This is a genomic window from Acinetobacter rudis, from assembly GCF_031157835.1.
In the GTDB taxonomy this organism is placed as follows: domain Bacteria; phylum Pseudomonadota; class Gammaproteobacteria; order Pseudomonadales; family Moraxellaceae; genus Acinetobacter; species Acinetobacter rudis_A.
Window position 1 is genome coordinate 138,120 of sequence record NZ_JAVIDR010000002.1, and the last position, 26,380, is coordinate 164,499.

The 26,380-nt window shown below is 38.3% G+C and carries 22 protein-coding genes; 9 read left to right on the plus strand and 13 right to left on the minus strand.

Going from position 1 to position 26,380, the window contains the following annotated elements; all coding sequences use genetic code 11:
* The first annotated feature begins 52 nt into the window (after positions 1-52).
* Positions 53-2,737 (plus strand): ATP-binding protein, encoded by a 2,685-nt coding sequence (locus tag RFH42_RS02585; RefSeq protein WP_308973988.1) that lies wholly within the window; start codon positions 53-55, stop codon positions 2,735-2,737.
* 84 nt (positions 2,738-2,821) lie between these two features.
* On the opposite strand, the gene RFH42_RS02590 is transcribed toward RFH42_RS02585, so the two are convergent.
* The 5 genes from RFH42_RS02590 to surE form a co-directional block, all read right to left on the minus strand.
* Positions 2,822-4,057: a threonine ammonia-lyase gene (locus tag RFH42_RS02590; protein ID WP_308973989.1), complete on the minus strand. Its 1,236-nt coding sequence runs from the start codon at positions 4,055-4,057 to the stop codon at positions 2,822-2,824.
* Between the two features lie 241 nt (positions 4,058-4,298).
* The gene (gene grxD, locus RFH42_RS02595; protein ID WP_308973990.1) at positions 4,299-4,640 is read right to left on the minus strand and encodes a Grx4 family monothiol glutaredoxin; all 342 of its coding nucleotides are present in this window, start codon (positions 4,638-4,640) and stop codon (positions 4,299-4,301) included.
* Positions 4,641-4,845: 205 nt separating this feature from the next.
* Positions 4,846-5,778 carry a LysR family transcriptional regulator gene (locus RFH42_RS02600; RefSeq protein ID WP_308973991.1) on the minus strand — a complete coding sequence of 311 codons (933 nt, stop codon included), beginning with the start codon at positions 5,776-5,778 and terminating at the stop codon, positions 4,846-4,848.
* Positions 5,779-5,873: 95 nt separating this feature from the next.
* A complete protein-coding gene (locus tag RFH42_RS02605) occupies positions 5,874-6,674 on the minus strand; it encodes a peptidoglycan DD-metalloendopeptidase family protein (RefSeq protein WP_308973992.1) in 801 nt (266 codons plus the stop codon).
* 151 nt (positions 6,675-6,825) lie between these two features.
* Positions 6,826-7,605, minus strand: a complete 780-nt coding sequence (surE, locus tag RFH42_RS02610; RefSeq protein ID WP_308973993.1) for a 5'/3'-nucleotidase SurE — start codon at positions 7,603-7,605, stop codon at positions 6,826-6,828.
* A 341-nt stretch (positions 7,606-7,946) separates the two neighbouring features.
* Here surE and RFH42_RS02615 point away from each other — a divergent pair, with 341 nt between their 5' ends.
* From RFH42_RS02615 to RFH42_RS02645, 7 genes are all read left to right on the plus strand, one after another.
* Positions 7,947-8,366 (plus strand): MCR_0457 family protein, encoded by a 420-nt coding sequence (locus tag RFH42_RS02615; protein WP_308973994.1) that lies wholly within the window; start codon positions 7,947-7,949, stop codon positions 8,364-8,366.
* Positions 8,367-8,475: 109 nt separating this feature from the next.
* Entirely contained in the window at positions 8,476-9,624 is a 1,149-nt protein-coding gene (gene dacC, locus RFH42_RS02620; protein WP_308973995.1) for a D-alanyl-D-alanine carboxypeptidase PBP5/6, read from the plus strand.
* Positions 9,625-9,718: 94 nt separating this feature from the next.
* Complete coding sequence (locus tag RFH42_RS02625; RefSeq protein WP_308973996.1) at positions 9,719-10,204, plus strand: NUDIX hydrolase; 486 nt, start codon at positions 9,719-9,721, stop codon at positions 10,202-10,204.
* 4 nt (positions 10,205-10,208) lie between these two features.
* Positions 10,209-11,342 carry a tRNA 2-thiouridine(34) synthase MnmA gene (mnmA, locus tag RFH42_RS02630; protein ID WP_308973997.1) on the plus strand — a complete coding sequence of 378 codons (1,134 nt, stop codon included), beginning with the start codon at positions 10,209-10,211 and terminating at the stop codon, positions 11,340-11,342.
* A 12-nt stretch (positions 11,343-11,354) separates the two neighbouring features.
* Positions 11,355-12,092: a high frequency lysogenization protein HflD gene (gene hflD / locus RFH42_RS02635; RefSeq protein WP_308973998.1), complete on the plus strand. Its 738-nt coding sequence runs from the start codon at positions 11,355-11,357 to the stop codon at positions 12,090-12,092.
* Positions 12,093-12,144: 52 nt separating this feature from the next.
* Positions 12,145-13,533, plus strand: a complete 1,389-nt coding sequence (purB, locus tag RFH42_RS02640) for an adenylosuccinate lyase (protein WP_308973999.1) — start codon at positions 12,145-12,147, stop codon at positions 13,531-13,533.
* A gap of 218 nt (positions 13,534-13,751) precedes the next feature.
* A complete protein-coding gene (locus RFH42_RS02645) occupies positions 13,752-14,402 on the plus strand; it encodes a DUF2238 domain-containing protein (RefSeq protein WP_308974001.1) in 651 nt (216 codons plus the stop codon).
* A gap of 36 nt (positions 14,403-14,438) precedes the next feature.
* On the opposite strand, the gene sohB is transcribed toward RFH42_RS02645, so the two are convergent.
* From sohB to RFH42_RS02680, 7 genes are all read right to left on the minus strand, one after another.
* Positions 14,439-15,401 (minus strand): protease SohB, encoded by a 963-nt coding sequence (sohB, locus tag RFH42_RS02650; RefSeq protein ID WP_308974002.1) that lies wholly within the window; start codon positions 15,399-15,401, stop codon positions 14,439-14,441.
* A gap of 139 nt (positions 15,402-15,540) precedes the next feature.
* On the minus strand, positions 15,541-16,449 hold the full coding sequence (gene pstB / locus RFH42_RS02655; RefSeq protein WP_308974003.1) for a phosphate ABC transporter ATP-binding protein PstB: 909 nt from the start codon (positions 16,447-16,449) through the stop codon (positions 15,541-15,543).
* 16 nt (positions 16,450-16,465) lie between these two features.
* On the minus strand, positions 16,466-17,860 hold the full coding sequence (gene pstA / locus RFH42_RS02660) for a phosphate ABC transporter permease PstA (protein WP_308974004.1): 1,395 nt from the start codon (positions 17,858-17,860) through the stop codon (positions 16,466-16,468).
* The gene (pstC, locus tag RFH42_RS02665) at positions 17,857-19,236 is read right to left on the minus strand and encodes a phosphate ABC transporter permease subunit PstC (RefSeq protein ID WP_308974005.1); all 1,380 of its coding nucleotides are present in this window, start codon (positions 19,234-19,236) and stop codon (positions 17,857-17,859) included. The genes pstA and pstC overlap by 4 nt, the downstream gene beginning before the upstream one ends.
* Before the next feature lie 95 nt (positions 19,237-19,331).
* Positions 19,332-20,357: a substrate-binding domain-containing protein gene (locus RFH42_RS02670; protein ID WP_308974006.1), complete on the minus strand. Its 1,026-nt coding sequence runs from the start codon at positions 20,355-20,357 to the stop codon at positions 19,332-19,334.
* A 524-nt stretch (positions 20,358-20,881) separates the two neighbouring features.
* Positions 20,882-22,252, minus strand: a complete 1,371-nt coding sequence (locus tag RFH42_RS02675; protein WP_308974007.1) for an amino acid permease — start codon at positions 22,250-22,252, stop codon at positions 20,882-20,884.
* A gap of 116 nt (positions 22,253-22,368) precedes the next feature.
* Positions 22,369-24,090 (minus strand): alpha-keto acid decarboxylase family protein, encoded by a 1,722-nt coding sequence (locus RFH42_RS02680; RefSeq protein WP_308974008.1) that lies wholly within the window; start codon positions 24,088-24,090, stop codon positions 22,369-22,371.
* 129 nt (positions 24,091-24,219) lie between these two features.
* On the opposite strand from RFH42_RS02680, the gene RFH42_RS02685 reads away from it, so the two are divergent.
* Complete coding sequence (locus tag RFH42_RS02685) at positions 24,220-24,714, plus strand: Lrp/AsnC family transcriptional regulator (protein WP_308974009.1); 495 nt, start codon at positions 24,220-24,222, stop codon at positions 24,712-24,714.
* A gap of 132 nt (positions 24,715-24,846) precedes the next feature.
* On the opposite strand, the gene RFH42_RS02690 is transcribed toward RFH42_RS02685, so the two are convergent.
* Complete coding sequence (locus RFH42_RS02690) at positions 24,847-26,379, minus strand: pyridoxal phosphate-dependent decarboxylase family protein (protein WP_308974010.1); 1,533 nt, start codon at positions 26,377-26,379, stop codon at positions 24,847-24,849.
* Between the last annotated feature and the right edge of the window lies 1 nt (position 26,380).

Here is a 26,380-nt window from a genome sequence, read left to right on the forward strand (position 1 = left end):
AAACCTGTATACCCTTAAGTTTTCCACATTTATATAGTTTTGGATTTCTGCAGTGGCTCAAAGACATGATCAAGTTAGCAATAGTACCAGTACCAACGCTCAACCAACTACAATAAGCACAGAAAATACTGAACCACTCTTTCCTTCTGTATTCGAACAAGAAGCTATTCAGACCACATTGACACAAACTCGACTACAGGCTGCACAGCTCGCGCACAAAGCTGATTTGAGTTCGATTCCGAGTTCAACACGCAGTCTCAAGCCTCTAAATAACTTTTTAGGCCAAGACCGCGCACGAGCTTCTGTAGAGGCTGGTATCGCTTTGCCTTATTCGGGCTATAATATTTTTGCTGTAGGTACTGCAGGACTTGGCAAACGCACAATGATTAAGCGTTTGTTACAACAACACGCCAAAAAAATGCCTACTCCTCACGACTGGGTTTATGTCAATAATTTCAAAGTTAGTCGTCAGCCAATCGCGCTATGTTTTGAAGCAGGCATGGGCAGTAAGTTTAGTCATTTACTACATCAAAATTGGCAAAACATTATTAAACAATTAGAACGCCGTTTTAGTGCAGAAAATTATCATAATCGCTTAGAACGCATACGCCTAATTACCAGTAATGAGCAACAACAGGCACTTGTAGAGCTAACCAAAGAAGGTGAAGAGCTCGAACTCAAACTGATTAATCGTCATGATGAACATTGCTTTGTGCCGACGCATATTAAAAATGATCAACTGCAAGAAATGACGCAAGAGGAAATCAATGCCCTAGACAACAAGGAACGTGCTGAGATCGCAACAAAAATCCGCTATATGGATAAAAAACTACAGCGTCTAAGTATGCACTTGGGTGATATTGAAGAAGATGCTCGAGACCAAGTATCAGAGCTAAACCGTGACATCGCCAAACAAGTTGTCATGCCAAAAATTGAGTCCATGCTGCATAAGTTTGAAAATATTAAAGGTCTAGAGCAGTATCTTAAAGCCTATGCCAATGATATTATTGATAATGTTGAGATGATCCTCGAACAAGAAGAGGTCGAGTTTTCTCCTACTGCTTTTAACCGTGTTCCTTCACGCTATCAAGCTAACCTTGTAGTCAGTCACAAAGCCAACAGTGGCGCACCTGTTATTTTTGAAGATTTTCCTACACATTATAATTTGCTTGGGCATGTAGAACAGCTAACTCAAAATGGGACCATTACCACTGATTTTACTCTTATCAGACCAGGTTCATTACATCGTGCCAATGGTGGATTCCTCATATTAGAAGCAGAGCAATTATTAGAACAACCTTATGCATGGCAGGGTTTAAAACGTGCGCTTAAATCTGGACAATTAAAACTGTCTTCACTGGAACATATGCTCACACTCACAGGAAGCATTTCCATTGAACCTGCTGCTATTCCACTCGATCTAAAAGTAGTCTTGTTAGCTGAACCCGATATTTATTATGAAATTTTAGAGTTAGAGCCCGAATTAGGTAGTGTCTTTAAAATTCGTGCTGACTTTACTGATACCTTGCAGCGTAATCATGAAAATGAACAAGCATATATGCAACTAATTGCAGACTATGTACAGCAAGACAAACTCCTTCCTTTTGACCGCTCTGCCCTAGCTGCCTTGCTAACAGATTCGAGTCGTCAGGCTGAGGATCAAAGCTCGTTATCATTACATGCATTAACCTTGGGTGATCTGATTCGTGAATCACATCATCATGCAGCACAAAATAATGAAAAGTTTGTTTCAGCTGAACATATCAACACTGCTCTTAAACACCGTCAATATCGCTTAGGTTATTTAAGAGAATTATATTGGCAAGATCTATCACGCGGCACACAATTGATAGAAACTCGTGGTCATCGTTTAGGTCAAATTAATGCATTATCAGTCATCCACTACGCAGATGTTGAATTTGGTCTACCTTCACGTTTAACTGCTTCAGTTTACCAAGGTGGTGGAGACATTTTAGATATTGAACGTAGTGTTGAGCTGGGTGGTTCTTTACACGCTAAAGGCGTACTTTTAATGTCGAGCTTTTTAAAAGCCCACTTTGGTCGTGAACAAATCTTACACTTCTCTGCCGCCCTGGCCTTTGAGCAAAGTTATGGTCAAGTCGATGGCGACAGTGCAACAGTTGCTGAGCTTTCTGCACTAATTTCTGCTATTAGTCAGCTCCCTATTGACCAATCATGGGCAATTACAGGCTCCATGAACCAATTAGGTCAAGTTCAACCTATTGGTGGAGTCAATGCGAAAATTGAAGGTTTCTTTGATGCTTGTAAATTACAAGGTCTAACCAAGAAACAGGGTGTAATTATTCCACGACAAAACATGCAACATCTGATGTTACGTCATGATGTCATCGAAGCTGTTGAGCAAGGACTATTTCATATTCATGCGATTGACACGATTGATCAAGCTTTAGAAATCTTAATGGCACGTCCAGTTGGCCGTCTCAACAAAAAAGGTCGTTACTGTAAAGACTCGATCTATGCCGCTGTGATGGCACAACTTGAATATTGGCAAGCAATTGAAGATGGTGAAATCTTAGAGGAAGAAAAACCGAAAAAGAAAGCCAAGAAAAAATCGAAAAAGAAAGCCAAAGAAAAAGCAGACACTAAAGTAAAAACAACGGAGCAACAAACAACAGATACCCCTGCGGAAGCTGCAGCAGAGGCCATAGTCGTTGCAACCGATAAGAGTCAAAAATCCAGCGTAAAATCAAAATAAAACACCCCCCTATAAGCTGTATTCAGCTTATAGGGGTTTCAATTTACCTTTGACGAACAAAGGTATTTTAAAATGAACAGACCATCAAATTTCTTCTATACGTACAACGTAATCTTCTTTTTCAATTGCTGTAACAAGTGGTGCTAAATCAGAAGCAATTTTTAGTTCTATATCAATACTTACAGCACTATTCTTCGCACGGCTCGTTGCAGCAAAGCGCTCATGACGTAGCTCATAAATATTCCCACCTTGCTCAGCAATAATCGCTGTTAAGCGTGCCAATGCACCAGGATGATCCGATAGATCAACACGGATACGCACCATACGCCCAATACGCGTTAAATGGCGTTGTAAAACAGAGATCATTACACGCGTATCAATATTGCCACCAGAAAGTACAATCCCAACATTTTTATCTGTAAATCGTTTTGGATCAGACATCACTGCAGCCATTGCTGTAGCACCAGCGCCTTCACACACTGTTTTTTCGATATTTAACAATAATGCGATCGCTTCTTCGATCATATCTTCATGTACAACAATAATATCATCGACCCATTGCATGACAACTTGTTGATTGAGTTGCCCTGGCTGGCTTACAGCAATACCTTCAGCAACAGTTGATCCCATTGAGTTTGGATAGTCTTGCTGATAAAAAATTTTAGCCATATTGGGATATACTGCAGACTGTACCCCAATCACCTGAATAGAAGGCTTAATTGCTTTTGCCGCAATTGCCATACCAGAGATCAATCCCCCACCACCAATTGGGACCAACAATACATCCAAGTCAGGTACCGTATTCAACATTTCTACCGCTACACTTCCTTGACCAGCAATAATTTCAGCATCATCAAAAGGATGAATAATTGTTAAACCGTGAGCCTCAGATAAAGTCTGCATCTGTGCCGCTGCTGTTGCAAAATCTTTCCCAAATAGCACAACCTCTGCACCATATTCTTTAACACGGCCAATTTTTACGATAGGTGTATTCTCAGGCATAACAATTGTTGCTGAAATACCTAATCGCTGAGCATGATAAGCAACGCCTTGAGCATGATTTCCTGCAGAGGCAGCAATAACACCAGCCTGTTTTTCATGGTCAGTTAAGCTAAGTAATTTATTTAATGCACCACGCTCTTTAAATGAAGCAGTAAATTGTAAATTTTCAAATTTTAACCAAATATTCGCAGAAAATTTACGTGAAATAGTCTCAGAACATAAACACGGCGTTTCAACAACTAAACCCTGTATACGCTCAACGGCAGCCTGTACATCTTTAAATTGGGGTAATGCTCTGGAAGCAATAGGCTGTGTCATTTATTTATTCCTATTTTTGCACATAAATGCAGCATGTGAGATTAAATGATTACTACTTTGAGTTTTACAGTGTGCATGATTTTTTAGCTAAACTGCAGTATATTTCTTTTAAGTTTATTTAATTGTCCGCCTTTTAATCAACATCCGATCTACAAATAAAAAAGGGATGACTACTTGGAGTCATCCCTTTTTATTCATACAGCGTAAAGCTTTGAGCTTTACTCATCATGAAAATAAATCATTATGCTTCTGGTGTAGGGCTATATTGCTCAACTAATGCTTTTAGCTCACCGTTTTGGAACATTTCTAACATGATGTCACTACCACCAATCAACTCACCATTGATCCAAAGTTGTGGGAATGTAGGCCAATTAGCAATTTGCGGCAATGTTGTACGAATATCTTGATTTTCTAAAATATTTACATAAGCAAAAGGACGTCCAATTTGACTTAATGCTTCTACAGCACGTGCAGAAAATCCACACTGTGGAAATTGTGGAGTGCCTTTCATATAAAGCAAAACTGCGTGTTTAGCAATTTGATCGCGAATTAAAGCTTCTGTATCTCGTGCTTGTTCAGTCATTGATAAATCCTCAACTATTCTCTGCCGCATTATACCCAAATCAGAGTGAAACAGTATCTTTAATCAAGTTTTTCAATGGAATTTCTTACAGCTGTAAATATCAACAAAATAGGTTTTGTGATGGGTTTTTCATTAAATAAATATAGTGTGAAAAATCTGATTAAAAAAAGCCGCATGATGCGACTTCTTTAGCGAATCTTGAGGCTTAAGAGGCTTCTTGGTAAACACGTCCACCTGGAAGCTGGCTAAAATACTGCTTCAACGCTTCAAGACAACGTTGAGTTTTCATCGGTTGTAATTCTCTTTTTAAAGTCGTCGCAGTCAATAAAAAAGTTGGCAATTTCCAAGCAGGTAATACTTCTACCAAAGAACCGTTGATTAAATCTTTTTGTACATCTAAATATAGTAATCGTGCAATACCATGACCTTTTTGGCATAAGGACTTAGCAACAAAAACGTTATTTGTTTCTAAGCGATGCTTCATATCAAGCGTAATCGCTTCTTTTGTAACGCCATGTTCAAACGACAAATGTTGATAATCTTTCATGCTATTAATCGGAATTAATTCATGATTCAAAAGATCTTCAGGTCGTGAAATCGGCATAGATTGATTTAGGTAGCTTGGAGAAGCAACTAAAACTTGATCGACATGAGCGAGTACTGTTGGTGCTAAAATACTTGATTCCTCAAGTTTAGCTTGCATACGAATCGCAATATCAATCTTTTCTTGAACAATATCAACACCCTTATTATCTGTTTCAAAAAAAACATTCAAACCGCGGTGTGCTGATATCCAATGCGATAAAGCAGGTACAACATGAGTTGCACCAAGTTCTGGTGTGGTTGAAATACGCAAATCACCGACTAAATCATCTCTCAACTCATTAATTCGGATTTTTCCGCGCTCTGCGGCGGCGAGCATTTCCTGACAGCTATGAAAAAAAGCCTGTCCGACCTCAGTCAAGCTGAGTCTGCGAGTAGAGCGATGTAGAAGAGTAACTTCCATCTCATTCTCTAAAGAACGCACCTGCTGACTTACAGCACTTGTGGTAATCCCAAGTTCACGGGCAGCCCCACTGAATGAACTCTTTTCAACTACACAAGCGAAAACGCCCATTGCCCGAAGTTGATCTAACATAAATTTCCCTCTAAAACCATGAAATGGTTAACACATTTTCACAGAAGCAACTATTTGTATTATACGGAGAAATTTATGTTTTGCGTAAAATATAATTAATTACTTGGTAATAAATTTACTGGGTCAGTTGGTTTCCCATCCAAGCGTATTTGGAATTCCAACATGACACGATTGGTTCCTGTTGAGCCCATTTCTGCAATTTTCTTACCAGCAACTACGTTTTCACCGCTTTTTACCAGCAACTTACTGTTATGAGCATAAGCACTGATGTAGCCACCATTATGTTTAATTAAAACTAAACGGCCATATTCTGGTAATCCATCTGCTGCATAAACGACCTGTCCATCTGCAGCTGCATAAACTGGGTCCCCTACATTTCCACCATAACGAATACCTTTAATATCTTTCGCTGCATTAAAGTTTTCAATTACTGCACCTGTTGTTGGGCGAATCCAACGAATTGCTGAGCGATTTGGTTGAACTGTAGCTGTTGTCGTGTTGGTATTTGTATTCGTAGTATTTGGTACAACTACCTGCTGTCTTTGAATTTGTCCAGCATTGGTATTCAAAGGCTGTGTAGTGATTCGATCATTACGAACATTGCCTTTTAAACGTAATGTCTGACCAACATAAATTCGGTAAGGAGACGCAATATCATTCATTTGCGCTACCTTAATATAATCTAGACCATAACGTGAAGAGATAGCACTTAAGGTATCTCCTGAGCGTACAACATAACGGTCAGGTGCCGCAGCATATCGTGTTGTTGTACTGTATTGTGGTTTTGATGCACATCCTGTTAAGTAAATACTGCTTAAGACTGCACCAGTAATTATTACACTATTTGTCCAAAACTTAGGCAATCCACGCATAAATTGTAATCGTGCCAAAAGCATGGGCTTCCTCTCTCTAATTGATTAATAAAATTAACATTATGTATAAATTAGCAAAAATACAGCCAATCAATGGGCGCTATTCACCATTCACTACAAAGCTATAACGCAAGTTTCGCTTTAAGCCTATAAAAACTACCATATTGGCATTGTGTTACAGTACATCAAGTTGATGTTCTGTTTGCAAATGATCAAGCAAACCATAATTAGTGGCATCCATTTGCACTGGAGTAATACTGACATACTTATTCGCAATCGCAAAAAAATCAGACTGTATATTTGCAGCTTGCTTCACTGGATCTGCCACCGCCTCACCTGCCAATCCAATCCAAAACACTTGACGCCCACGCGGATCGACTTGACTTGTGATCGGTTTAGATTGAGTACGTTGTCCTTGATAGGTATACAACATACCTTGAATATCAGTAACATCAGGAATGTTTATATTTAAAATATGTCTAGCAGGTAAAACAGGCAAACCTCGTGCAATAAAATCATGTACCCATTGTGCAGCCTGAGCATAATCTTCGACAGACTCATGCGCGCGTACATTGGGTCCAGCTAAAGACACAGCAATCGCAGGATGCTTCATTAAACGTCCTTCAAATGCAGCCCCTACTGTTCCAGAATATAAGACATCATCCCCTAAATTAGCACCACTGTTGATACCACTAACAACGAGATCAAACTCAAAGTCAAACATACCATTCATAGACAAATAGACACAATCTGCAGGTGTGCCATTTACTGCCCACACATCCTCAGCAACTTTCACTGGGCGCAAAGGTCGATCCAGTGTTAAGGCACTTGAATAACCACTACGCTCACTTTCGGGAGCAACAATTACCACTCGACCCAAAGGTTGCAGTGCTTTGGCCAAGGCTTGAATACCTGGTGCAAATACACCATCATCATTCGCTACCAATATATTCATGTGGTCTCCATTGTGAATATTTAATTCCATAAATGATCACTCATTCACTGCCTAGTTTGACTCATTAAGCAATCACAGTGAATGATAATTCTAGCAAGGGTATACTTGATCTGCCCTGATAACAAATAAATGATGAATAAAACAAACAGATTAATTAAAATTCATTTCCTCAGTACTTAAATTAAATTGAGGTCACTTTTTAGGTTATATTCAGTTTACTCAAGCTGTTATTTGAATATTCCATTGAAAACCTACATCATCAATACATTTTATTTATTTTGTTTAGATTATTATTGTTTAACCTAAACAAATCATTTAGTTAAGCTGAGCCTCGATTTATTATGCCTATATTTACTTCTACCACTCGAATCTCAAAAATATTACTTGCATTTATTCTTTCAAGTGCAGGTCTGTTTAGTACAAATAGTTTTGCAGCAAATGAGTCTGCTGAACATACACAAGAAAATATTGAAGTTACACAGCAAAATGTTACGCCTGAAGAACTTGCTGCTATTTATGTACTTTCTGAGATTTGTCCTTCGCTACTTAAAAAACAATCGGGTTTCGAGCAAGGGTATAACAACCTACTAAAAGATTATCTGCCACAGGAGAAAAAACCTGCAGATTATTTAAGTAATCTTAGTCAACAAAGTCATTTTAAAGCAGTATTAAAACAAGCTCGTGAAGATGCTAAATCAGCAGGAGATCAAGCGAATATAGAAATCTGCCAAGATGTAGTCAACTACCAGCCCTATAAATAATATCGTTACATTCTGTATGTAATCTGCCGTTACTTTTCGTAGCGGTCAGCTTTGCTTTGACCTAGAATAGCTCTACCATCTCACTATAAAGTAAATTGGAATACCGAGAATGATTCAAAAAAGCGCCATTGCAGCAATCCTGCTAATTCCTAGCTTTAGCTATGCTGCAACCGTCCTCTCAAATCCACCAGAATTGAACAATAAATCATACGTTTTAATGGATTTTGAAACAGGCCAAATACTGGCTGCCAAAAATGAAAATGAGAAGTTGGCACCAGCATCAATGACAAAAATGATGACAAGCTACATCATTGAACAAAAACTATTGAAGGGGGAACTTACAGAAGGTGAAAAGGTTCGTATGAACGAATCTGCTTGGTGTAAAGGAAGTAGTACTGAATCGTGTATGTATGTTCCTTTAAATGGTACGGCAACAGTTTTAGAAATGTTACGCGGTATTATTATCCAATCGGGTAATGACTCTTCTAAAGCAATGGCTGAGCATATCTCAGGTAATGAAGGCTCTTTTGCCTATAGTATGAACCAAGAGGCGAAACGTATTGGTATGGTCAATACCAACTTTATCAACTCTACTGGTATGCCAGCAGAAGGCCATTACTCAACTGCAAAAGATATGGCGATTCTAGCGCAGCACATTATTCATGATAGTTCAAAATACTACCCAATTTACTCAGAAAAAGAATTCACCTTCAATGGGATCAAACAAGGCAACCGTAATGCCTTACTCTATACAGACCCAAGTGTTGATGGTTTAAAAACAGGTCATACCAACGAAGCAGGTTTCTGTTTAACCACCTCTGCTAAACGTGGTCCAATGCGTTTAATCTCTGTTATTTTTGGTGCACCAGATATTCAAGCACGTGCAACACAAACACGTGAACTACTGGCTTGGGGTTATTCAAACTACGAAACTATCGCAGTTCATCCTGCGAAAAAAGTACTTGCAACATCTAAAGTATGGTTTGGTACAGAAGATACCGTTCAGGTTGGTTTGTTAGAAAATTTCAATGTCACCATGCCTAAAGGTCAGGCTAATGAAATTAAAACACAAATTTCTGTACAACCTAATCTAGATGCGCCACTCAAACAAGGACAAGTTGTTGGTAAACTTACAGCAACACTTGATGGTAAAGTTATTGCTGAAAAACCACTGGTTGCACTTAATGCTGTTGAAGAAGCAGGTTTCTTCTCTCGCATCATTGATCATATCAAACTGTTTTTTAGTAATTTATTTTAATTTTCTTTAAAAATCAGCATCAATTGCTGTCTAAACATAGCATCATGGGCATAAATTTCGTAAAATACGCTTTTTATCCCATGGTGCTTTTTTTATGACGCAATGGATGCCACATGTCACAGTCGCAACTGTCATTGAACAAGATGGTAAGTTTCTGATGGTCGAAGAATATAGTACTGGTATCAGTCATCCTGTATTCAATCAACCCGCCGGACATGTTGAGTGTGCTGAAAGTCTAATTGAAGCTGCACAACGTGAAACCATGGAGGAAACAGGTTATCAAGTTGAAATCCAAGCTTTACTTGGAATTTATAGTTATACTCCTCCCATGTTTCCAGACCGTACCTACTATCGGTTTTGTTTCTTAGGTGATGTCGTTCAGCATTTTCCAGATGCCAAACTTGATGAAGGAATTATTACTGCTGTGTGGATGAGCCTTGAAGAACTTCAAAATTCTGCACGTGCACGTAGTCCTTTAGTGACCAAAGCCATTCAAGATGCTTTAAGTGGTCAACGATACCCTCTCTCGCTCATCTATGAGCATAAAAATAGTCCTTTTAACTTAATACAGGATGCTTAGTCCTATGCAACAACGTGTCATCGTCGGTATGTCAGGTGGTGTAGATTCTTCTGTTTCTGCAGCACTGTTACTTCAACAAGGTTATCAAGTTGAAGGCCTGTTCATGAAGAACTGGGAAGAAGATGATGGAACGGAATACTGCACGGCAATGCAAGATTTAGCTGATGCACAAGCAGTGTGTGACAAGATTGGTATCAAATTACATACTGCCAACTTTGCAATGGAATATTGGGATCGCGTCTTTGAGCACTTTTTAGCAGAATATGCGGCTGGACGTACACCAAACCCAGATATTTTATGTAATAAAGAAATTAAATTTCGCGCTTTTTTAGATCATGCAATGACTTTAGGCGCTGACTTTATTGCGACTGGACATTATGCACGACGAGGTGCAAGTACCATTAATAGTCGTGGTGAAGCCTATGCCCCTTTACTACGTGGCTTAGATCAAAATAAAGACCAGACTTATTTCCTTCACGCTGTACATGGTCGTGAAATTAATAAAACCTTGTTCCCTGTAGGCGAAATTGAAAAACCAGAAGTCCGTAGAATTGCAGAACAATTAGGATTAGCTACAGCCAAAAAGAAAGATTCAACGGGTATTTGCTTTATTGGCGAACGTCGTTTTAATGATTTCCTTAAACAATATTTACCAGCACAACCTGGAAAAATTGTTTTAGATGATGGCAAACAGGTTGGTGAGCATCATGGTCTCATGTACTATACGCTCGGCCAACGTGGTGGTATAGGTTTAGGTGGAATGAAAGGTGCAGAAGAAGGTGCATGGTTTGTTTTACATAAAGATATTGAATCAAATCAATTGGTTGTTGGCCAAGGACACGAGCATCCATTGATGCACAGCACTGAGCTTTGGAGTGAAAACATTGATTGGGTTGCTGGTGAAATGGATATTCCTACCACTGGCCTAGTTTGCACAGCGAAAACTCGTTATCGTCAACCGGACCAAACCTGTACTGTTTATCGTGATACAGAAAATGAAAATGCGGTACACGTTGTTTTTGATCAATCACAACGTGCTGTGACACCAGGACAAAGTGTCGTATTTTATTTAGATGAAGTTTGTTTAGGTGGTGGTGTGATTCATCACACTAATGCCGCTAAACCCCATTTTATATAACGGAAATTCGACATGGTTGAGTTACCCTTTCAGCAACATCAATTACTCAATAATCGCCAGAACCGTGCCCTTGCATTAGCCGCTGTGTTTCAAGCAGCGCAGCTAACGCATATGACAGCACTTAATGGTCGACAAAGTATTGGCGAGAGTGGCAATTACTATTTTGAACAGCTATTAAAAGCAAGTCTGAACGTTCGACCAACTGCAAATTGCAGTTGTCAAACGCTCGATTTTTTTAATCAGCTTACAGATATTTCACTTGGTCTTAAAACGCTGGAAAGTAGCATACACCAACCCTTTAGTACTGCGCCAAAATCTCCCATTCCCTTACCAAAACGAAGTACGATCAAACTCCCGATGTCTTATGCTATGGCTTTATTGAGCTTGGAAAAGAAAGTATATAATCAACCTGAGTTTGTTAAAATTATTGAAGCTTCACAACAAAAAATCTTAAAGCAACTCTCTTTCTTTGATAATAATTATACTCACCCAAGTATTTTAGCCAACCTAGCACAAACTTATGTCGATACGGCTGGCCAAATTAATCCACGAATTATGGTACGTGGTCATGCAGAGGCCTTTAAAGATCCTGCGCATACCAACCGCATTCGCGCTTCACTCTTTACTGGTTTACAAATGGCACATCTATGGCGCCAACTCGGTGGTAGCTCATGGAATATGATTTTTAGTAAACGTAAATTACTGCAAGATATTCGAGAACTTGCCCAAATGCAGTATCAAGCTGTTTGATCTGTATCAAGCAATTATTTATATGTTTCATAGCCTAGTTTAGGACACCAATATGAATGCTTTAACCGCACTATCTCCTCTTGATGGTCGTTATGCTAGCAAATGCGATGCATTACGCCCTTTCCTTTCTGAGTTCGGTCTCATCCATGCACGCGTTACTGTAGAGGTCCGTTGGTTACAAGCGTTGTCCAACCATGCAGAAATCACAGAGGTGCCAGCATTTAGTGTTGCAACCCATGCTGCACTTGATCGTATTGTTGCTGAGTTTTCTGAAGCTGATGCTAATCGCATTAAAGAAATCGAACGTACAACCAACCATGATGTAAAAGCGGTTGAGTATTTCTTAAAAGAAAAAACAGCTGGTATTCAAGAATTAGAAACAACAGGTGAATTCATTCACTTTGCTTGTACTTCTGAAGATATCAACAACTTATCTCATGCATTGATGCTAAAAAATGGACGTGAAGTTCTTGTAAACAGCATGCAAAGCATTCTTGATGCAATTGTTAACTTAGCAGAAAAACATGCAGCACAGCCTATGTTGTCTCGTACACATGGTCAAACAGCAAGCCCAACAACTTTGGGTAAAGAAATGGCTAACGTAGCTTATCGTTTAGCTCGCCAAATCAAACAATTTAAACAAGTTGAATTGCTTGGGAAAATTAATGGTGCAGTAGGTAACTACAACGCTCACCTTTCTGCTTATCCTGAAATCAACTGGCCTGCTCACTCTGCTGCTTTTGTTGAGTCTTTAGGCTTAGTATTCAACCCATACACGACTCAAATCGAACCTCACGATTACATGGCTGAACTTTTTGATGCTCTACGCCGTTTCAATACCATTTTAATTGACTTTAACCGTGATGTTTGGGGCTATATTTCACTTGGCTACTTCAAACAAAAACTCAAAGAAGGCGAAGTTGGTTCATCAACGATGCCTCATAAAGTCAACCCAATTGATTTTGAAAACTCAGAAGGTAACCTAGGTATTGCAAATGCTATTTTGGGTCATCTAGGTGAAAAACTTCCTGTTTCCCGTTGGCAGCGTGACCTAACCGATTCAACTGTACTTCGTAACATGGGTGTTGGTTTTGCTCAAAGTCTGATTGCTTTTGATGCTTGTCTTAAAGGTATTGGTAAACTTGAGCTCAATGCAAACAACCTACTTGATGACTTAAACCAAGCACAAGAAGTTCTTGCAGAACCAATTCAAACTGTTATGCGTCGTTATAACATTGAAAAACCATATGAAAAACTAAAAGCGCTAACTCGTGGTCAAGCCATGACTCGCGAAATGATGGTTGATTTTGTAAATGGTCCTGAGCTTCAAGGCGTACCTGATGCTGATCGCTCACGTTTAGCAACAATGACTCCAGCAAGTTACACAGGGAATGCTGAAGAACAAGCCAAACAAATCAAAGACTTTATTGAAAAGATTTAAGCTTCTCAAAAGTGAAAATCGACTGAAATAAGTCTCAAAGCGACCAATAGACAAGCGATATTGGTCGCTTTTTAATTAACCATGGATAAGTAAAATTTTCCCCTAAATACTTCTAAGCATCTCACCATACTGCCGAGCTATAAAATCACAATACTGTGTTTTTAATTTAACCTAGAACTCAGCTACAATATTCTCCAGTCAATCATTCCTCATTTGACATGATCTTTCATCAATTTACCTTAAAACATTATTTAGCTTTTGCAATTTTATTTTTGGCGATCACCATCGCAAGCATTAACCCACTTGAGTTTGAGTCTTATCTTCTGCACCAAGTCGGTACAATTCTAATGCTGGTTGTGCTTGTTTTAGTACAAAAAAAATATGGCTTAAGTTTCTTTAGTTTTTGTTCTTATTTACTTTTTTTATTAATCCACGTTATTGCTGCACATTATCTATATTCTTATGTGCCTTATGATGAATGGTTTAAACAGTACTTTGGCTTTAGCTTAAATCGCTATATGGGTTGGGATCGTAACATGTATGATCGACTCGTCCATTTTTGTTATGGATTACTGCTGTTTCCATTTTTCTATCGCATTTTTCAATATTTTTTCCCCGAAACTAGCCGTGCTAAACGTTTATTTCTCGTGGTACAGTTTGTAATGGCATCGAGTTTATTTTATGAGTGGGTTGAGTGGTATTTAGCCCTCAGCCTATCTCCTGAAGATGCTGAGAAATACAATGGCCAACAAGGAGACCCTTGGGATGCTCATCAGGACATGTTATGCGCCACAATTGGTACTCTTATTGCCTGTGGTCTTTATTTACTAATAACGCCTAACCTAAAACAAGTAAGCGTATCAAATTGATACGCTTTTGCTGACCGAAGACAAATCAAACTAAGGTTATAGTTTAGGGTCTCGTAATTGAGTCAAAGATTGATTCGCCTTAAGCAGTTGTTCAAAAACTTTGTTAACTACGCTTGGCACAATTTGATCAACGACTTGTGCAGCTTGTAAACCTAATTTTTCACCAAGGCTAGGCTTACGGCGAGTCTGAATTAGATAAACATCGTGCTGTGGCAATAAACTTAATAAATACTCATCTGAGGTTTGGAGTTTGTCCACTAAATTTAACTGCAAACTGTCCTGCCCATACCAGTGTTCACCTGTTGATACTTTTTCAACATTCAACTGTGGACGATACTTTTCTACAAAGTGTTTAAATAACACGTGTGTTTGCTGTAGCTCTTCCTCAAACTTCTCTTTACCTTCTGCTGTGTTTTCACCAAACATTGTCACAGTACGCTTATATTGGCCAGCAGTGTATAATTCAAAGTCTACATGATGCTCTTTGAGCAAGCGATTAAAGTTTGGAACTTGAGCAACAACACCAATTGATCCAATAACAGCAAAAGGCGCAGAAAGGATTTCACTGCCTATACAAGCCATCATGTATCCGCCACTTGCAGCCACTTTATCTACACAAATGGTCAAATGGAAACCAGCATCACGTAAACGAACTAATTGTGCAGCAGCAAGACCATAACCATGTACCATACCACCAGGGCTTTCTAAGCGTAGTACTACACGATCACGTCCAGCCTTGGCAGTCGCCAAGACCAAAGTTATTTCTTCACGTAAATTTTCAACCGCCGAAGCTTGCATGTCTCCTTTAAAATCAATCACGAAAACTTTTTGGTTATTCTTTTTACGTAAACGTGTCTCTTTAGACATTTGTTGAGCAAGTTGTAACATTTCCAATTTAGATGCAGTTACTTGAGCAACTTTTTTCCGTTGTTCATTCAGACGAGCATTTAAATGGCTGATACGAACTTCAGCAGGTAGTTTGGGTAGATGAAATAACATATATTGTATTTACTCGTATGCGTATCGTTATTGTTCTTAGATTAGGTTAATCCCAAAGAATTTCAACACTGTTTTCATTAAAATACATGAAGAGCACAAAAAAAGAGCCTAAAAGGCCCTTTTTCAGTTCAAGCGTCTTTTAACCAAAACGTCCTGTAATATAAGCTTCAGTCAATTGATGATCAGGTTGAGTAAAGACTTTCTCAGTTGAGTTGACTTCAATCAAATCACCCAAATGGAAATAAGCAGTACGATCAGAAACACGTGCAGCCTGTTGCATAGAGTGGGTCACAATTGCAATCGTATATTGAGTAGATAATTCAGAAATCAACTCTTCAACTTTCGCAGTTGCAATCGGATCTAGTGCAGAACAAGGCTCATCCATTAAAATCACTTCAGGACTAACAGCGATAGTACGTGCAATACATAAACGCTGTTGCTGACCGCCCGATAAGCCCGTTCCAGGCTGATTCAAACGATCTTTTACTTCATCCCAAAGTCCTGCTTTACGTAAGCTATTTTCAACAATTTCCTCTAGATCATACTTGTCACGTGCTAAACCATGTAGTTTTGGTCCATAAGCCACATTTTCAAAAATTGATTTTGGAAATGGGTTAGGTTTTTGGAATACCATTCCTACTTGCGCACGTAATAACACAACATCAAGATTAGGATCATAAATATCTTGATTGTCTAAAGTAACCTTGCCTGTTACACGGCAGATATCAATTGTGTCATTCATACGGTTTAGAGTACGTAAGAATGTTGATTTACCACAACCTGATGGGCCAATGAAAGCAATCACTTCATTTTCGTAAATTTGTAAATCAATACCTTTAATCGCTTCAGACTCACCATAATAAACATGAACGTCTTCAGCACTGATTTTCACAGTAGTGCTTTTTTCTTTTTTACTTGGTTTGCTTGACTCAAACTGCGATACAAACGAAGTACTCTGCTGTTTCTGTTCAAATTCTGTTGAGGTTGTTTGTTTCTGATTCACGACTTTATCCTGTTCTAAGGAATTCTTAATTTCTGTAGTACTCATATCTTTGTGCCCTTCATTACCAACGCACTTCAAACTTTTTACGCAACCAAATTGCAAAGCTGTTTAAGACAATCATTAGACCCAACAATACAATAATGGCTGCTGCGGTACGACCTTCAAAGAAGTTACGTAATTCGTTGCCCTGCCATAAGAAAACTTGTACCGGCAGTGCTGTTGCTTGATCAACTGGTGATAAAGGTACGTTGGCTACGAAAGCACTCATACCAATTAACAATAATGGAGCAGTTTCACCAAGTGCCTGTGCTACACCAATAATCGCACCTGTTAATATCCCTGGTAAAGCAAGAGGTAAAACATGATGGAAAATGGTTTGTACTCGTGATGCACCTAGACCCAACGCCGCTTGACGAATTGAAGGTGGTACAGCTTTTAAAGAAGCACGTGTGGTAATAATTACTGTTGGTAAAGTCATTAAACTTAATACTAAGCCACCAACAAGTGGTGCTGAAATTGGCAAATGCATCCAACCAATAAAGATTGCTGCACCCAATAAACCAAATACGATCGATGGTACTGCAGCCAAATTGTTAATGTTGACTTCAATAACATCAGTTAACCAATTTTTCTTTGCAAATTCTTCAAGATAAACCGCACTCGCCACCCCAATTGGAATTGAGATAAAAATGACGATAAGCATCATGAACAATGAACCCATGAATGCCCCTGCTAAACCAGCAGTTGCAGGCGAACTACGAGAATCAGGATTAGTAAATAGTTGCGTGTTAAAAGAACGCTCAATTACACCATCAGCATACATTTGATCAGCAATCTTACGAACTTCTGGACTCAGCTGCTGCTGATCATCTGGCAGACTACGATCAATATTCCCTGCTAACCAAACATCTACATTGGCATCAGCAAGCAATTTAATGTCAACTGTTTTACCCATTAATGATGGATCTTTAAAGACCATATCACGAATACGGTATGCTTCTGAACTGGTATAAATTGTATTTAATTCATCACGATCTTTCGTTAATACTGGATCTTTTGCAATTATTGCATTCACAATAATTGCATCCCAATCCACCATCCCCATTTCTGTTTGCCAAGCTATATAGCGCTCATTAAATTGTGCTGGCGTTTCATTTTTATTTTGTACAGGTGCAGCACCTGCATTAATAATTTTAGGATCGAAATATACTGGAACCGTAATACTGGCTTGCCAAAATGCAGGTAAACCTTTGTATAAAATACTGCTAAATAAGACAGCAACAAAAGCAAGACCAATCATTACCGCAGAAAAACCAAAGATTCTAAAGGTCTTTTCTTTACGATGACGCTGTGCCAATGATTTTTCAATTTTTGCTTTGCGCTTTTCGCGTAACTCAGCAGCAACGCGAGGATCAAATACACTTTGATCCGCAGGAGATGTATTTGATGTACTCATTCGTATTGCTCTCGGTATTTACGCACAATATAAAGCGCAACAATATTAAGACCCAAAGTAATGACAAACAATGTCAAGCCTAATGCAAATGCCACCAAGGCTTGCGGGCTTGCAAAGTCAGTATCACCGGTCAACTGATTCACAATCGTTACTGTTACTGTTGAAACAGCTTCAAGTGGGTTGATATGCAGCAATGGACTATTACCAGCAGCGAGCACCACAATCATCGTCTCACCAATTGCACGTGATGCAGCCAATAAAAATGCACCAATAACGCCTGGCAATGCGGCAGGCATAACCACACGGCGAATTGTTTCAGATTTAGTCGCACCTAAGCCCAATGAACCATCACGTAAAGATCGTGGCACCTGAGTAATAATGTCATCTGAGAGTGATGATACAAAAGGAATAATCATAATCCCCATCACAAAACCAGCAGTTAAAGCACTAGTCGCATTGATATTTATGCCAATCATGTCGCCAGCAGCCTTAAATATAGGCCCAATAAACATTAAAGCAAAAACACCATAAACAATAGTCGGAATACCAGCCAAAATTTCAATTGCAGGTTTTGCCCAAGCTCTAAAACGTGGTGAGGCATATTCAGCTAAATAGATCGCAATCATCAAACCTACTGGTACTGCAACAAGTAGGGCGATAATACTAACCATGAGCGTACCCCAAAGTAATGGTAATAAACCATAACTCCCTTCTGCACTCCCCGAAGTGCTAAAGCCAGGATTCCACTCTGTACCCAAAAAGAAATCAAATGGGCTAACAAATTTAAAGAAATGTAAAGCTTCACTAAACATGGACATCACGATGCCCACTGTCGTTAAAATTGCAACACCAGAACATAGTGCTAAGGAGATATTAATAATACGCTCAACATGATTACGCGCACGATACTGCTCGGCAATTTTCTTTCTTGCCCACAATAAACCAAGTAGTGCACTACATACGACCACTGCGATTTTGGCAAAAGTTCCAACAGATTGGAATTTTTTCAATTCCGCAGCTGCGGCAATCTCATACGCTGCTGCTTGATCACTCACACCAAAACCTGATGCAATTGCCTTAATGCGTTCAACCATTACCTGAATACCAGCAGGGTCCGTCGCATTGACAATTGATGCAGGTACATGATTAAGCACCAAGTGTTTTAAAATATTTGGCTCTACAATATTCCAAACAATGAGGATTAAAAAGGCAGGAATACCGCACCAAAGCGCAACCAAAGCACCGTAATATCCTGGACGTGAATGCAGTGTTGCCGAATTATTTTCTTTACCAGCAATACTTCGGCTCTTTCTGAGTCCAATTTGATATGCAATTGCTACAAGAGCTAATAACACACCAATAAGTAACAGATTCATGTATTCTCCACAGTGTTCTTTCTTAGATTGAAAAAACCTGACTTAGCACAAAAGGCCGATGATCGTTTCCAATCATCAGCCCTATATGTTTTGAATTACTTAACGCCTTGACCTGCTTTAAATGCAGCAAGCACTTTAGCACGCTCTGCATCAGACATCGCGATTAAACCAGCTCTATCCAATTTAGAACCTTTTCCTGAAACTTTCTTACTAAGGAAAAATTCAGTATATTCTTTTAAGCCTTTGATTGATTTCAAGTGCTCACCTTTAACGTAGAAGTATAAAGGACGTGATACAGGATAAGAACCATTTAAAATGGTTTGTTCTGAAGGAGTGACATTATTTACTGTAGCAACACGTAATTTATCACGGTTTTGCTCATAGAAACCTAGACCAAATACACCAACGGCACTTGGAGAAGTTTTTAAACGTGCCAATGTTTCAGTATAGTCACCAGCAATTTCAATTACACGACCATCTTTACGGAAGTTTGAACATGCTTTCTTTTGAGCATCTTTATCTAATGCTTTGAAGTACGCATAAGATTCACAACCAGATTCAATCATTTTTTCTTGGAATACTTCGCGTGTACCATGGTTTGATGCTGGCACAACAAGTGTGATTGGTTCGTTTGGAAGCGAACTGTCAATTTGGTTCCAACGTGTATAAGGGTTTGGAACTAATTTACCATTTGAAGGTAACTCAGCTGCCATCGCTGTAAATACATGTTGTGGACGTAATTTATAAGCCGCTTTACTTGAATTTGAAGCAAATACGATACCGTCATAACCAACTTTAACTTCTAAAATTGTATTTACACCCGCTTTTTTACACGCTGCAATTTCTGTATCTTTGATTTTACGTGAAGCGTTAGCGATATCAATTGTATTGTCGCCAACACCAGCACAGAACTGTTTAAGACCAGCAGAACTACCACCAGAACCTACAACAGGTGCTTTAAATTGTGGGAAAGTATTACCAAATTCTTCAGCAACAATACTTGCATAAGGAAGTACTGTAGAAGAACCCGCGATTTGAATAGTTTCACGAGCGGCATTCGCTGCTGTAGCTAAAGTAGCACCAGTAACAGCAATAGCAAGTGCGATATGATTTAAGCGCATTTTTTCTCTCTTAATAAATAGGTTAGCTGCTCATCTTGTCGTAGCACCGATTTAACTATGCAGCGGTGTACTTGGATTAACTGCATTTTGATTTTAAATTATGACAATTAGGTGACAGTTACATGACGCTTTAATGATTTGTACAAAGCTTACATTTAATTCTTTTATAAAATGATTTTTATTTCTTAAAACTTAGATAAAAAATGATTTTTAATTGTTAATTTTCATATAATTATAGAACACATCCTACCATAACATCAGCCATAATCACTAAAACTTACATTCACATTCACTGCAAAGTTTAAGTCATCTATAATACTCACAAGCGTTTTTTTACATTGAAGCTATCATCACTTAAATAATTTAGCCTACTATACTCAAGACTAAACAATTTCGATTTAAATATAACTACTTAGATGACAATAAAAAAACTCAGCCCAAGAGCTGAGTCTAAAAAAATATATTGCTTAGCCACAAACTAACTTTGTACTCAATAGCCTGACTGACTGAAATATAAGTTAAAACTATACATCAAATACTCTACTCTCCTTTTTATAGTATTTAAGATAATAAACAAATGCCAAAATAGCTAACCAAACAGGACCAAATAATACAGCTATACGCATATTTGGCGTAATGAGCATAATGATGAGCAGTAAACAGAAAAATCCTAAATTAAAATAATTACTCCAAGGAGTAAGAATACTTTTAAATTTAGTTTGATATTGCTTTAACTGCATAGCTTTATGAAATTTTAAATGAGTAATTGAGATAATAATCCAATTAATGATAAGAGCAGTTGTAACTAACAACATAAAAAATTGAAAAGCTTGATTAGGAATCAAATAATTTACTAGCACCCCAATTCCTGATAAGGAACCAGAGGCGATGGCAGCATATGCAGGAATACCATGAGCGTTCACTTTTTTCAATACAGGTGAAGCATTACCTTGTTCCGCTAAGCCGTATAACATTCGGCTCGTACAATAAATACCACTGTTATAAACAGAAACAGCTGCAATAAGCACAACAAAGTTCAAGACATTTGCTACGCCAACACTATTTAGTGACTGAAAGATTAAAACAAAAGGACTGCCGCCTGTTGCAATTTTATCCCAAGGATAAAGACACAATAAAATGCCAATTGAACCAATGTAAAAAATTAAAATGCGATAGACTATCTGATTAATTGCTTTAGGTATTGTTTGAGTTGGATTTCGTGTTTCTGCCGCTGCAATCCCCACCATTTCAAGCCCACCAAAAGAGAACATAATTACAGCCAAGGCCTGCATAAATCCATAGCTACCATTTGCAAAAAACCCACCATGTGTCCATAAGTTTGCGACACCAACTTGCGCATCTCCATGACTATTAAATAATAAATAAATCCCAAAAATAATCATGCCCAAAATCGCAATAATTTTAATGCAAGATAATACAAACTCTGTTTCTCCAAAATATCTTACATTCATGAGGTTAATGGCATTAATCACAAGAAAGAAAAATAAAGCGGTCACCCATGTTGGCAATTCGGGCCACCAAAATTGAGCAAAAGTACCAATTGCACTCAATTCAGCCATGCCAACCAAAACATAAAGCACCCAATAATTCCACCCTGTCATAAAACCAGCCATTTTCCCCCAGTATTTATTAGCAAAGTGGCTTAAAGATCCACTTACTGGTTCCTCAACCGTCATTTCACCCAATTGGCGCATAAACAAAAAGGAAACTAGGCCAGCAATTGCATAACCCAGTAAAACTGCAGGTCCTGTTAATTGAATCGTTTCGGAAAGTCCTAAAAATAATCCCGTACCAATTGCACCTCCTAATGCAATTAATTGTACATGTCGATTAGATAACTCATGTTTCAGTTCATTATTATGATTTTCATTCATTGTTAATCTCCCTTATATTATTTTCCCCTTCTATGAAATGTCTTGCTTAATGATCAATCCTAAGAACCACTTTTTGATTCTTTAAGATTGATCTTTTTGTATAATTATTATTCTTTCTAGATATTCAATGCTTGTTCACAATCTACCTTGGATGAGATTTTTTTAGACTCAGTAATGCAGTGCTGTCCATAGTCAAAATGCGCTATCGTAGCAGCAAATTTTTTCAAACTTAAAGGTGCATCCAATGCTGACAGTTTCAGTTCTATAAAACACAGCCGATTTTCTTGCTTAAGGTCACTCAAAACCTCTCTTAATTGTTCTGTATTTTCAATCACTTTACTAAAATAGTTTTTCTGTTCACTAAATACATCAACCAATGCCGTGTATTGCCAATTTTGAATATCGTTATAGCTCGCATTTTCACCCATAATTAAACGCTCAATGGTGTAACCACCATTATTGATTAAAAAAATAATGGGCTTGAGCTGATAACGAATAATGGTTGATAGTTCTTGCGCAGTCATCTGAAATGCGCCATCGCCAATAAATAAAATCTGTCGACGGTCTTTAGCAGCGAGCGAACTTCCCAATAATGCAGGTAATGTATAACCTATAGATGCCCATAAGGGTTGAGCAATATAGTGAGCTGTGGTGGGTAAGGTTAGGCCAACTAAGGAAGCGTGTGCAGTTCCTGCCTCAGCAATAATGATATCGTCCTCTTTTAAAAAGGCTTCAATATTTTGCCAAAGAACCTCTTGGTTCAGTTTTTGATTTCCATAATCATTAATATATTTATATTGTTGCTTTTCTCTTGGTGGTGTTATTAACTGACGTGGTAATAAATTTATATATAGCTCCTGTAATAATTGTTTTATCTCAATTTTTAAAAAACTTTGACCAAAAATATTTAAAGTATGTGGTCTAATTTCTATATATTGCTGAGTTGATATTTGATGACTAAATACTGCCGTACCTATATCACTAAAGCGGACACCAACGCCTATTAAACAATCTGACTGTTCAATCACATGACGCACATGGCTTTGACTCGCACCTCCCATATAGCACCCAACAAAGTCTTGAGCACCCTCATCCATAATATTTTTAGCAGTGGGCATAACAGCAAAGGGGATGGAACATTTTTGTGCTATATCTGCCACTATTTTTGTGACTTCAAATACTGATGCTTCTTGATCTATTAGCAATGCAGGGCGATCTGCCCGATGAATAACATCACATAATTGCGTTACGATTGTTTGTAAAACATCAGTTTCAATTTGCGGATCACTTAAATCTAATAATCTATACGGACAGTTAATTTTAATGTGTGTAATATCCGAAGCAAGCTGAATATGTACAGGTCGACGTTTAATAATACACTGGCGTAACACTCGGTCTATTTCATCTACTGCATTTTCAGGTGTGAGTCGAGTTTGAGCAACGCTAAACTCTTTCATACAGTTCATAATATTTTCGTAATTACCATCAACTAAAGTGTGATGAATCAACTGACCTTGTTGTACGGCCGCTAAGGGTGGTATTCCTGAAATATGCACCAAAGCTACATTTTCCGCATAGGCCCCTGCTATGCCGTTAATTGCACTTAAATCGCCTACCCCATAGGTCGTCACTAGAGCAGAAAAACCATTGATACGTGCATAACCATCAGCAGCATATGCGGCGTTAAGTTCGTTGCAATTACCAATAAACTTTAATTCTTGATCTGCTTCAACCTGTTCAAGATAAGAGAGATTGAAGTCACCTGGCACCCCAAATAAATGCTGTATTCCCATTTGTTTTAGACGTAGATTTAAAAATTGGCCTATTTCCATGAACATTGCTTCATCCTTCAAGCATTTTTATGACATAGAAAAATAATATTTCATCTCTAAACTATATTTCGTGCATAATAAAAACGATTTTTTATAAAAATACAAGATTTGTGTATCATAAAAGGATTTTATGCAATGGATAAGTTCGATTGGCAAATCATTCAATCATTACAAAAAAATGGACGTCTAACCAATCAGGAGATTGGAGATATCATTGGTTTATCCGCTTCACAATGCTCAAGGAGAAGACAGTTACTTGAACAAAAAGGGATCATTTTAGGCTATGCCGCACGTATACATCAGCAGGCCCTAGGTTTGGAGGTAACAGCAATGATCCATATTAATTTGCGCACACATGAGGCAAGTTCACAACAAGAATTTCAAAAGCTCATTGAAACTGAGGAATATATACAAGATGCATTTTCCATTAGTGGCGATGCTGATTTCATTTTAAAAGTTGTAGCAAAGAACCTTGAACAATTATCTCAATTTGTCACTGAGCATTTGCTTTCTTTTTCCTTTATTGGACATGTAAAGTCCTATATTGTTTTAAAAAAAATTAAAGAGCAAAATTACTTTATTTCTACACAGAAAAATTCAGACTATCATCCCCATCCCAACATACTGTGATTATTGTGAAATTCACAAATACGATCACAATAATTTAATTCCAGCCTATCTTACAAATAAAAAAACTGGACTAATGACTTAGTCCAGTTTTAGTTAAAATCACTTTGCAGTAACTTCAATGCTCATGAATGATTAATCAATTGCAGGTGTATACTGACCTAACTGAATTGGTCCCTTAATACGATCTGCTTCTTTTAAAACCAAATCAAGCAACGCTTTCACATTATCAAGTGTTGCAACTGGACTTAAAGTCGTCATTTTCAGAGACTGTACCTGTCCAACTTTAGTTACCCCAATATTCGCCTCACCGCGTGCAAATAACTCATCTGCAACGTTTTGGTTTAGAGTATCAAGCAATTCAACAGGATAATTTTCAGGTACTACTCGGAACAACACAGATGCAAATTGAGGTTCAACCAACAACTCTAAGCCTGCAGTTGCTTTGATGTAATCTGCCACGTCACGTGTTAAATCAACACCATGATCAATCATCGAACCATAAAGTTCTTCACCAAGCGCTTCTACTGTCATCCACAACTTAAGCGCGTCAAAACGACGTGTAGTTTGTAATGACTTAGATACTAAGTTTGGAACACCATGCTCTTCATCATATGCTGAGTTAAGATACTCAGCCTCATAATGCATAAAGCGATAATTCGCCTCATCTTTAAGTAAGAACGCACCACAAGAAATACTTTGGAAGTAATGTTTATGGAAGTCTAAAGTCACAGAGTCTGAAAGCTCAAGACCTGCAAGCATTGAACGGTAGTTGTTTGATAAAATCAGTGCACCACCCCATGCCGCATCAATATGCATCCAAGCGCCGTATTGGTCTGTCAATTCACGAACGCGTTTTAACGGATCAATTGCACCTGCATCTGTAGTTCCAGCAGTAGCAACAACACACGCAACGATTTTACCTTCTGCATGTAAATGAGCCATGGTTTTTTCCAAAGCTTCTACATCCATTTGAGCAAATTCATTGGTAGGAACAGTCACAACTGATTGGAAGCCCATTCCCATCATCGCCATGTTCTTTTGTACTGAGAAATGTGCATTTTCAGAACAAATGACTTTTACTTTTTGCAAAGCTTCTGCTGGAATACCTAAACGCTGTGTAGACCAAGCTTGACCATCTTGATCTTTCCAATGTTTAGCAATACATGCATCACGAGCCAATAACACACCCATAAGGTTTGACTGTGTACCACCTGAGGTAAATACCCCTGCTTGGCCTGAGCCGTAGCCCACTTTTTGACGCAACCAGTCAATTAACTGCACTTCCATTAATGAACCTGCAGGGCTTTGATCCCAAGAGTCCATTGATTGGTTTGTTGCATTAATCAATACTTCAGCAATTTGACTCGCCACCATAGTAGGACAATGCAAATGTGCCAAAGAATGTGGATGATGTACCTTTAAACTTTTATTTAGGAAAAGTTCCACCATACGCTCAAGCGACTGCTGGATTCCCATTCCTTCTTTATTTGGTTTAAATGCAATTGCTTCACGCAATTGCTTAATACTACCACCTGTGTACATTTTGTCATTTTGCAACCAGTCTGCAACGGCTTTCACTGCTGCAGTCATAGCTTGCTCATAATCTGCAATAGACTGAGCATCGTTGCATAACAACGCCTGACGATGTTGTGCAAAATCTACCATA

Excerpts from the sequence above, each read along its gene's own strand:
- RFH42_RS02590 (WP_308973989.1), bottom strand. The coding sequence starts at position 4,057 with ATGACACAGCCTATTGCTTCCAGAGCATTACCCCAATTTAAAGATGTA.
- grxD (WP_308973990.1), bottom strand. The coding sequence starts at position 4,640 with ATGACTGAACAAGCACGAGATACAGAAGCTTTAATTCGCGATCAAATT.
- RFH42_RS02600 (WP_308973991.1), bottom strand. The coding sequence starts at position 5,778 with ATGTTAGATCAACTTCGGGCAATGGGCGTTTTCGCTTGTGTAGTTGAA.
- RFH42_RS02605 (WP_308973992.1), bottom strand. The coding sequence starts at position 6,674 with ATGCTTTTGGCACGATTACAATTTATGCGTGGATTGCCTAAGTTTTGG.
- surE (WP_308973993.1), bottom strand. The coding sequence starts at position 7,605 with ATGAATATATTGGTAGCGAATGATGATGGTGTATTTGCACCAGGTATT.
- RFH42_RS02615 (WP_308973994.1), top strand. The coding sequence starts at position 7,947 with ATGCCTATATTTACTTCTACCACTCGAATCTCAAAAATATTACTTGCA.
- dacC (WP_308973995.1), top strand. The coding sequence starts at position 8,476 with ATGATTCAAAAAAGCGCCATTGCAGCAATCCTGCTAATTCCTAGCTTT.
- RFH42_RS02625 (WP_308973996.1), top strand. The coding sequence starts at position 9,719 with ATGACGCAATGGATGCCACATGTCACAGTCGCAACTGTCATTGAACAA.
- mnmA (WP_308973997.1), top strand. The coding sequence starts at position 10,209 with ATGCAACAACGTGTCATCGTCGGTATGTCAGGTGGTGTAGATTCTTCT.
- hflD (WP_308973998.1), top strand. The coding sequence starts at position 11,355 with ATGGTTGAGTTACCCTTTCAGCAACATCAATTACTCAATAATCGCCAG.
- purB (WP_308973999.1), top strand. The coding sequence starts at position 12,145 with ATGAATGCTTTAACCGCACTATCTCCTCTTGATGGTCGTTATGCTAGC.
- RFH42_RS02645 (WP_308974001.1), top strand. The coding sequence starts at position 13,752 with ATGATCTTTCATCAATTTACCTTAAAACATTATTTAGCTTTTGCAATT.
- sohB (WP_308974002.1), bottom strand. The coding sequence starts at position 15,401 with ATGTTATTTCATCTACCCAAACTACCTGCTGAAGTTCGTATCAGCCAT.
- pstB (WP_308974003.1), bottom strand. The coding sequence starts at position 16,449 with ATGAGTACTACAGAAATTAAGAATTCCTTAGAACAGGATAAAGTCGTG.
- pstA (WP_308974004.1), bottom strand. The coding sequence starts at position 17,860 with ATGAGTACATCAAATACATCTCCTGCGGATCAAAGTGTATTTGATCCT.
- pstC (WP_308974005.1), bottom strand. The coding sequence starts at position 19,236 with ATGAATCTGTTACTTATTGGTGTGTTATTAGCTCTTGTAGCAATTGCA.
- RFH42_RS02670 (WP_308974006.1), bottom strand. The coding sequence starts at position 20,357 with ATGCGCTTAAATCATATCGCACTTGCTATTGCTGTTACTGGTGCTACT.
- RFH42_RS02675 (WP_308974007.1), bottom strand. The coding sequence starts at position 22,252 with ATGAATGAAAATCATAATAATGAACTGAAACATGAGTTATCTAATCGA.
- RFH42_RS02680 (WP_308974008.1), bottom strand. The coding sequence starts at position 24,090 with ATGTTCATGGAAATAGGCCAATTTTTAAATCTACGTCTAAAACAAATG.
- RFH42_RS02685 (WP_308974009.1), top strand. The coding sequence starts at position 24,220 with ATGGATAAGTTCGATTGGCAAATCATTCAATCATTACAAAAAAATGGA.
- RFH42_RS02690 (WP_308974010.1), bottom strand. The coding sequence starts at position 26,379 with ATGGTAGATTTTGCACAACATCGTCAGGCGTTGTTATGCAACGATGCT.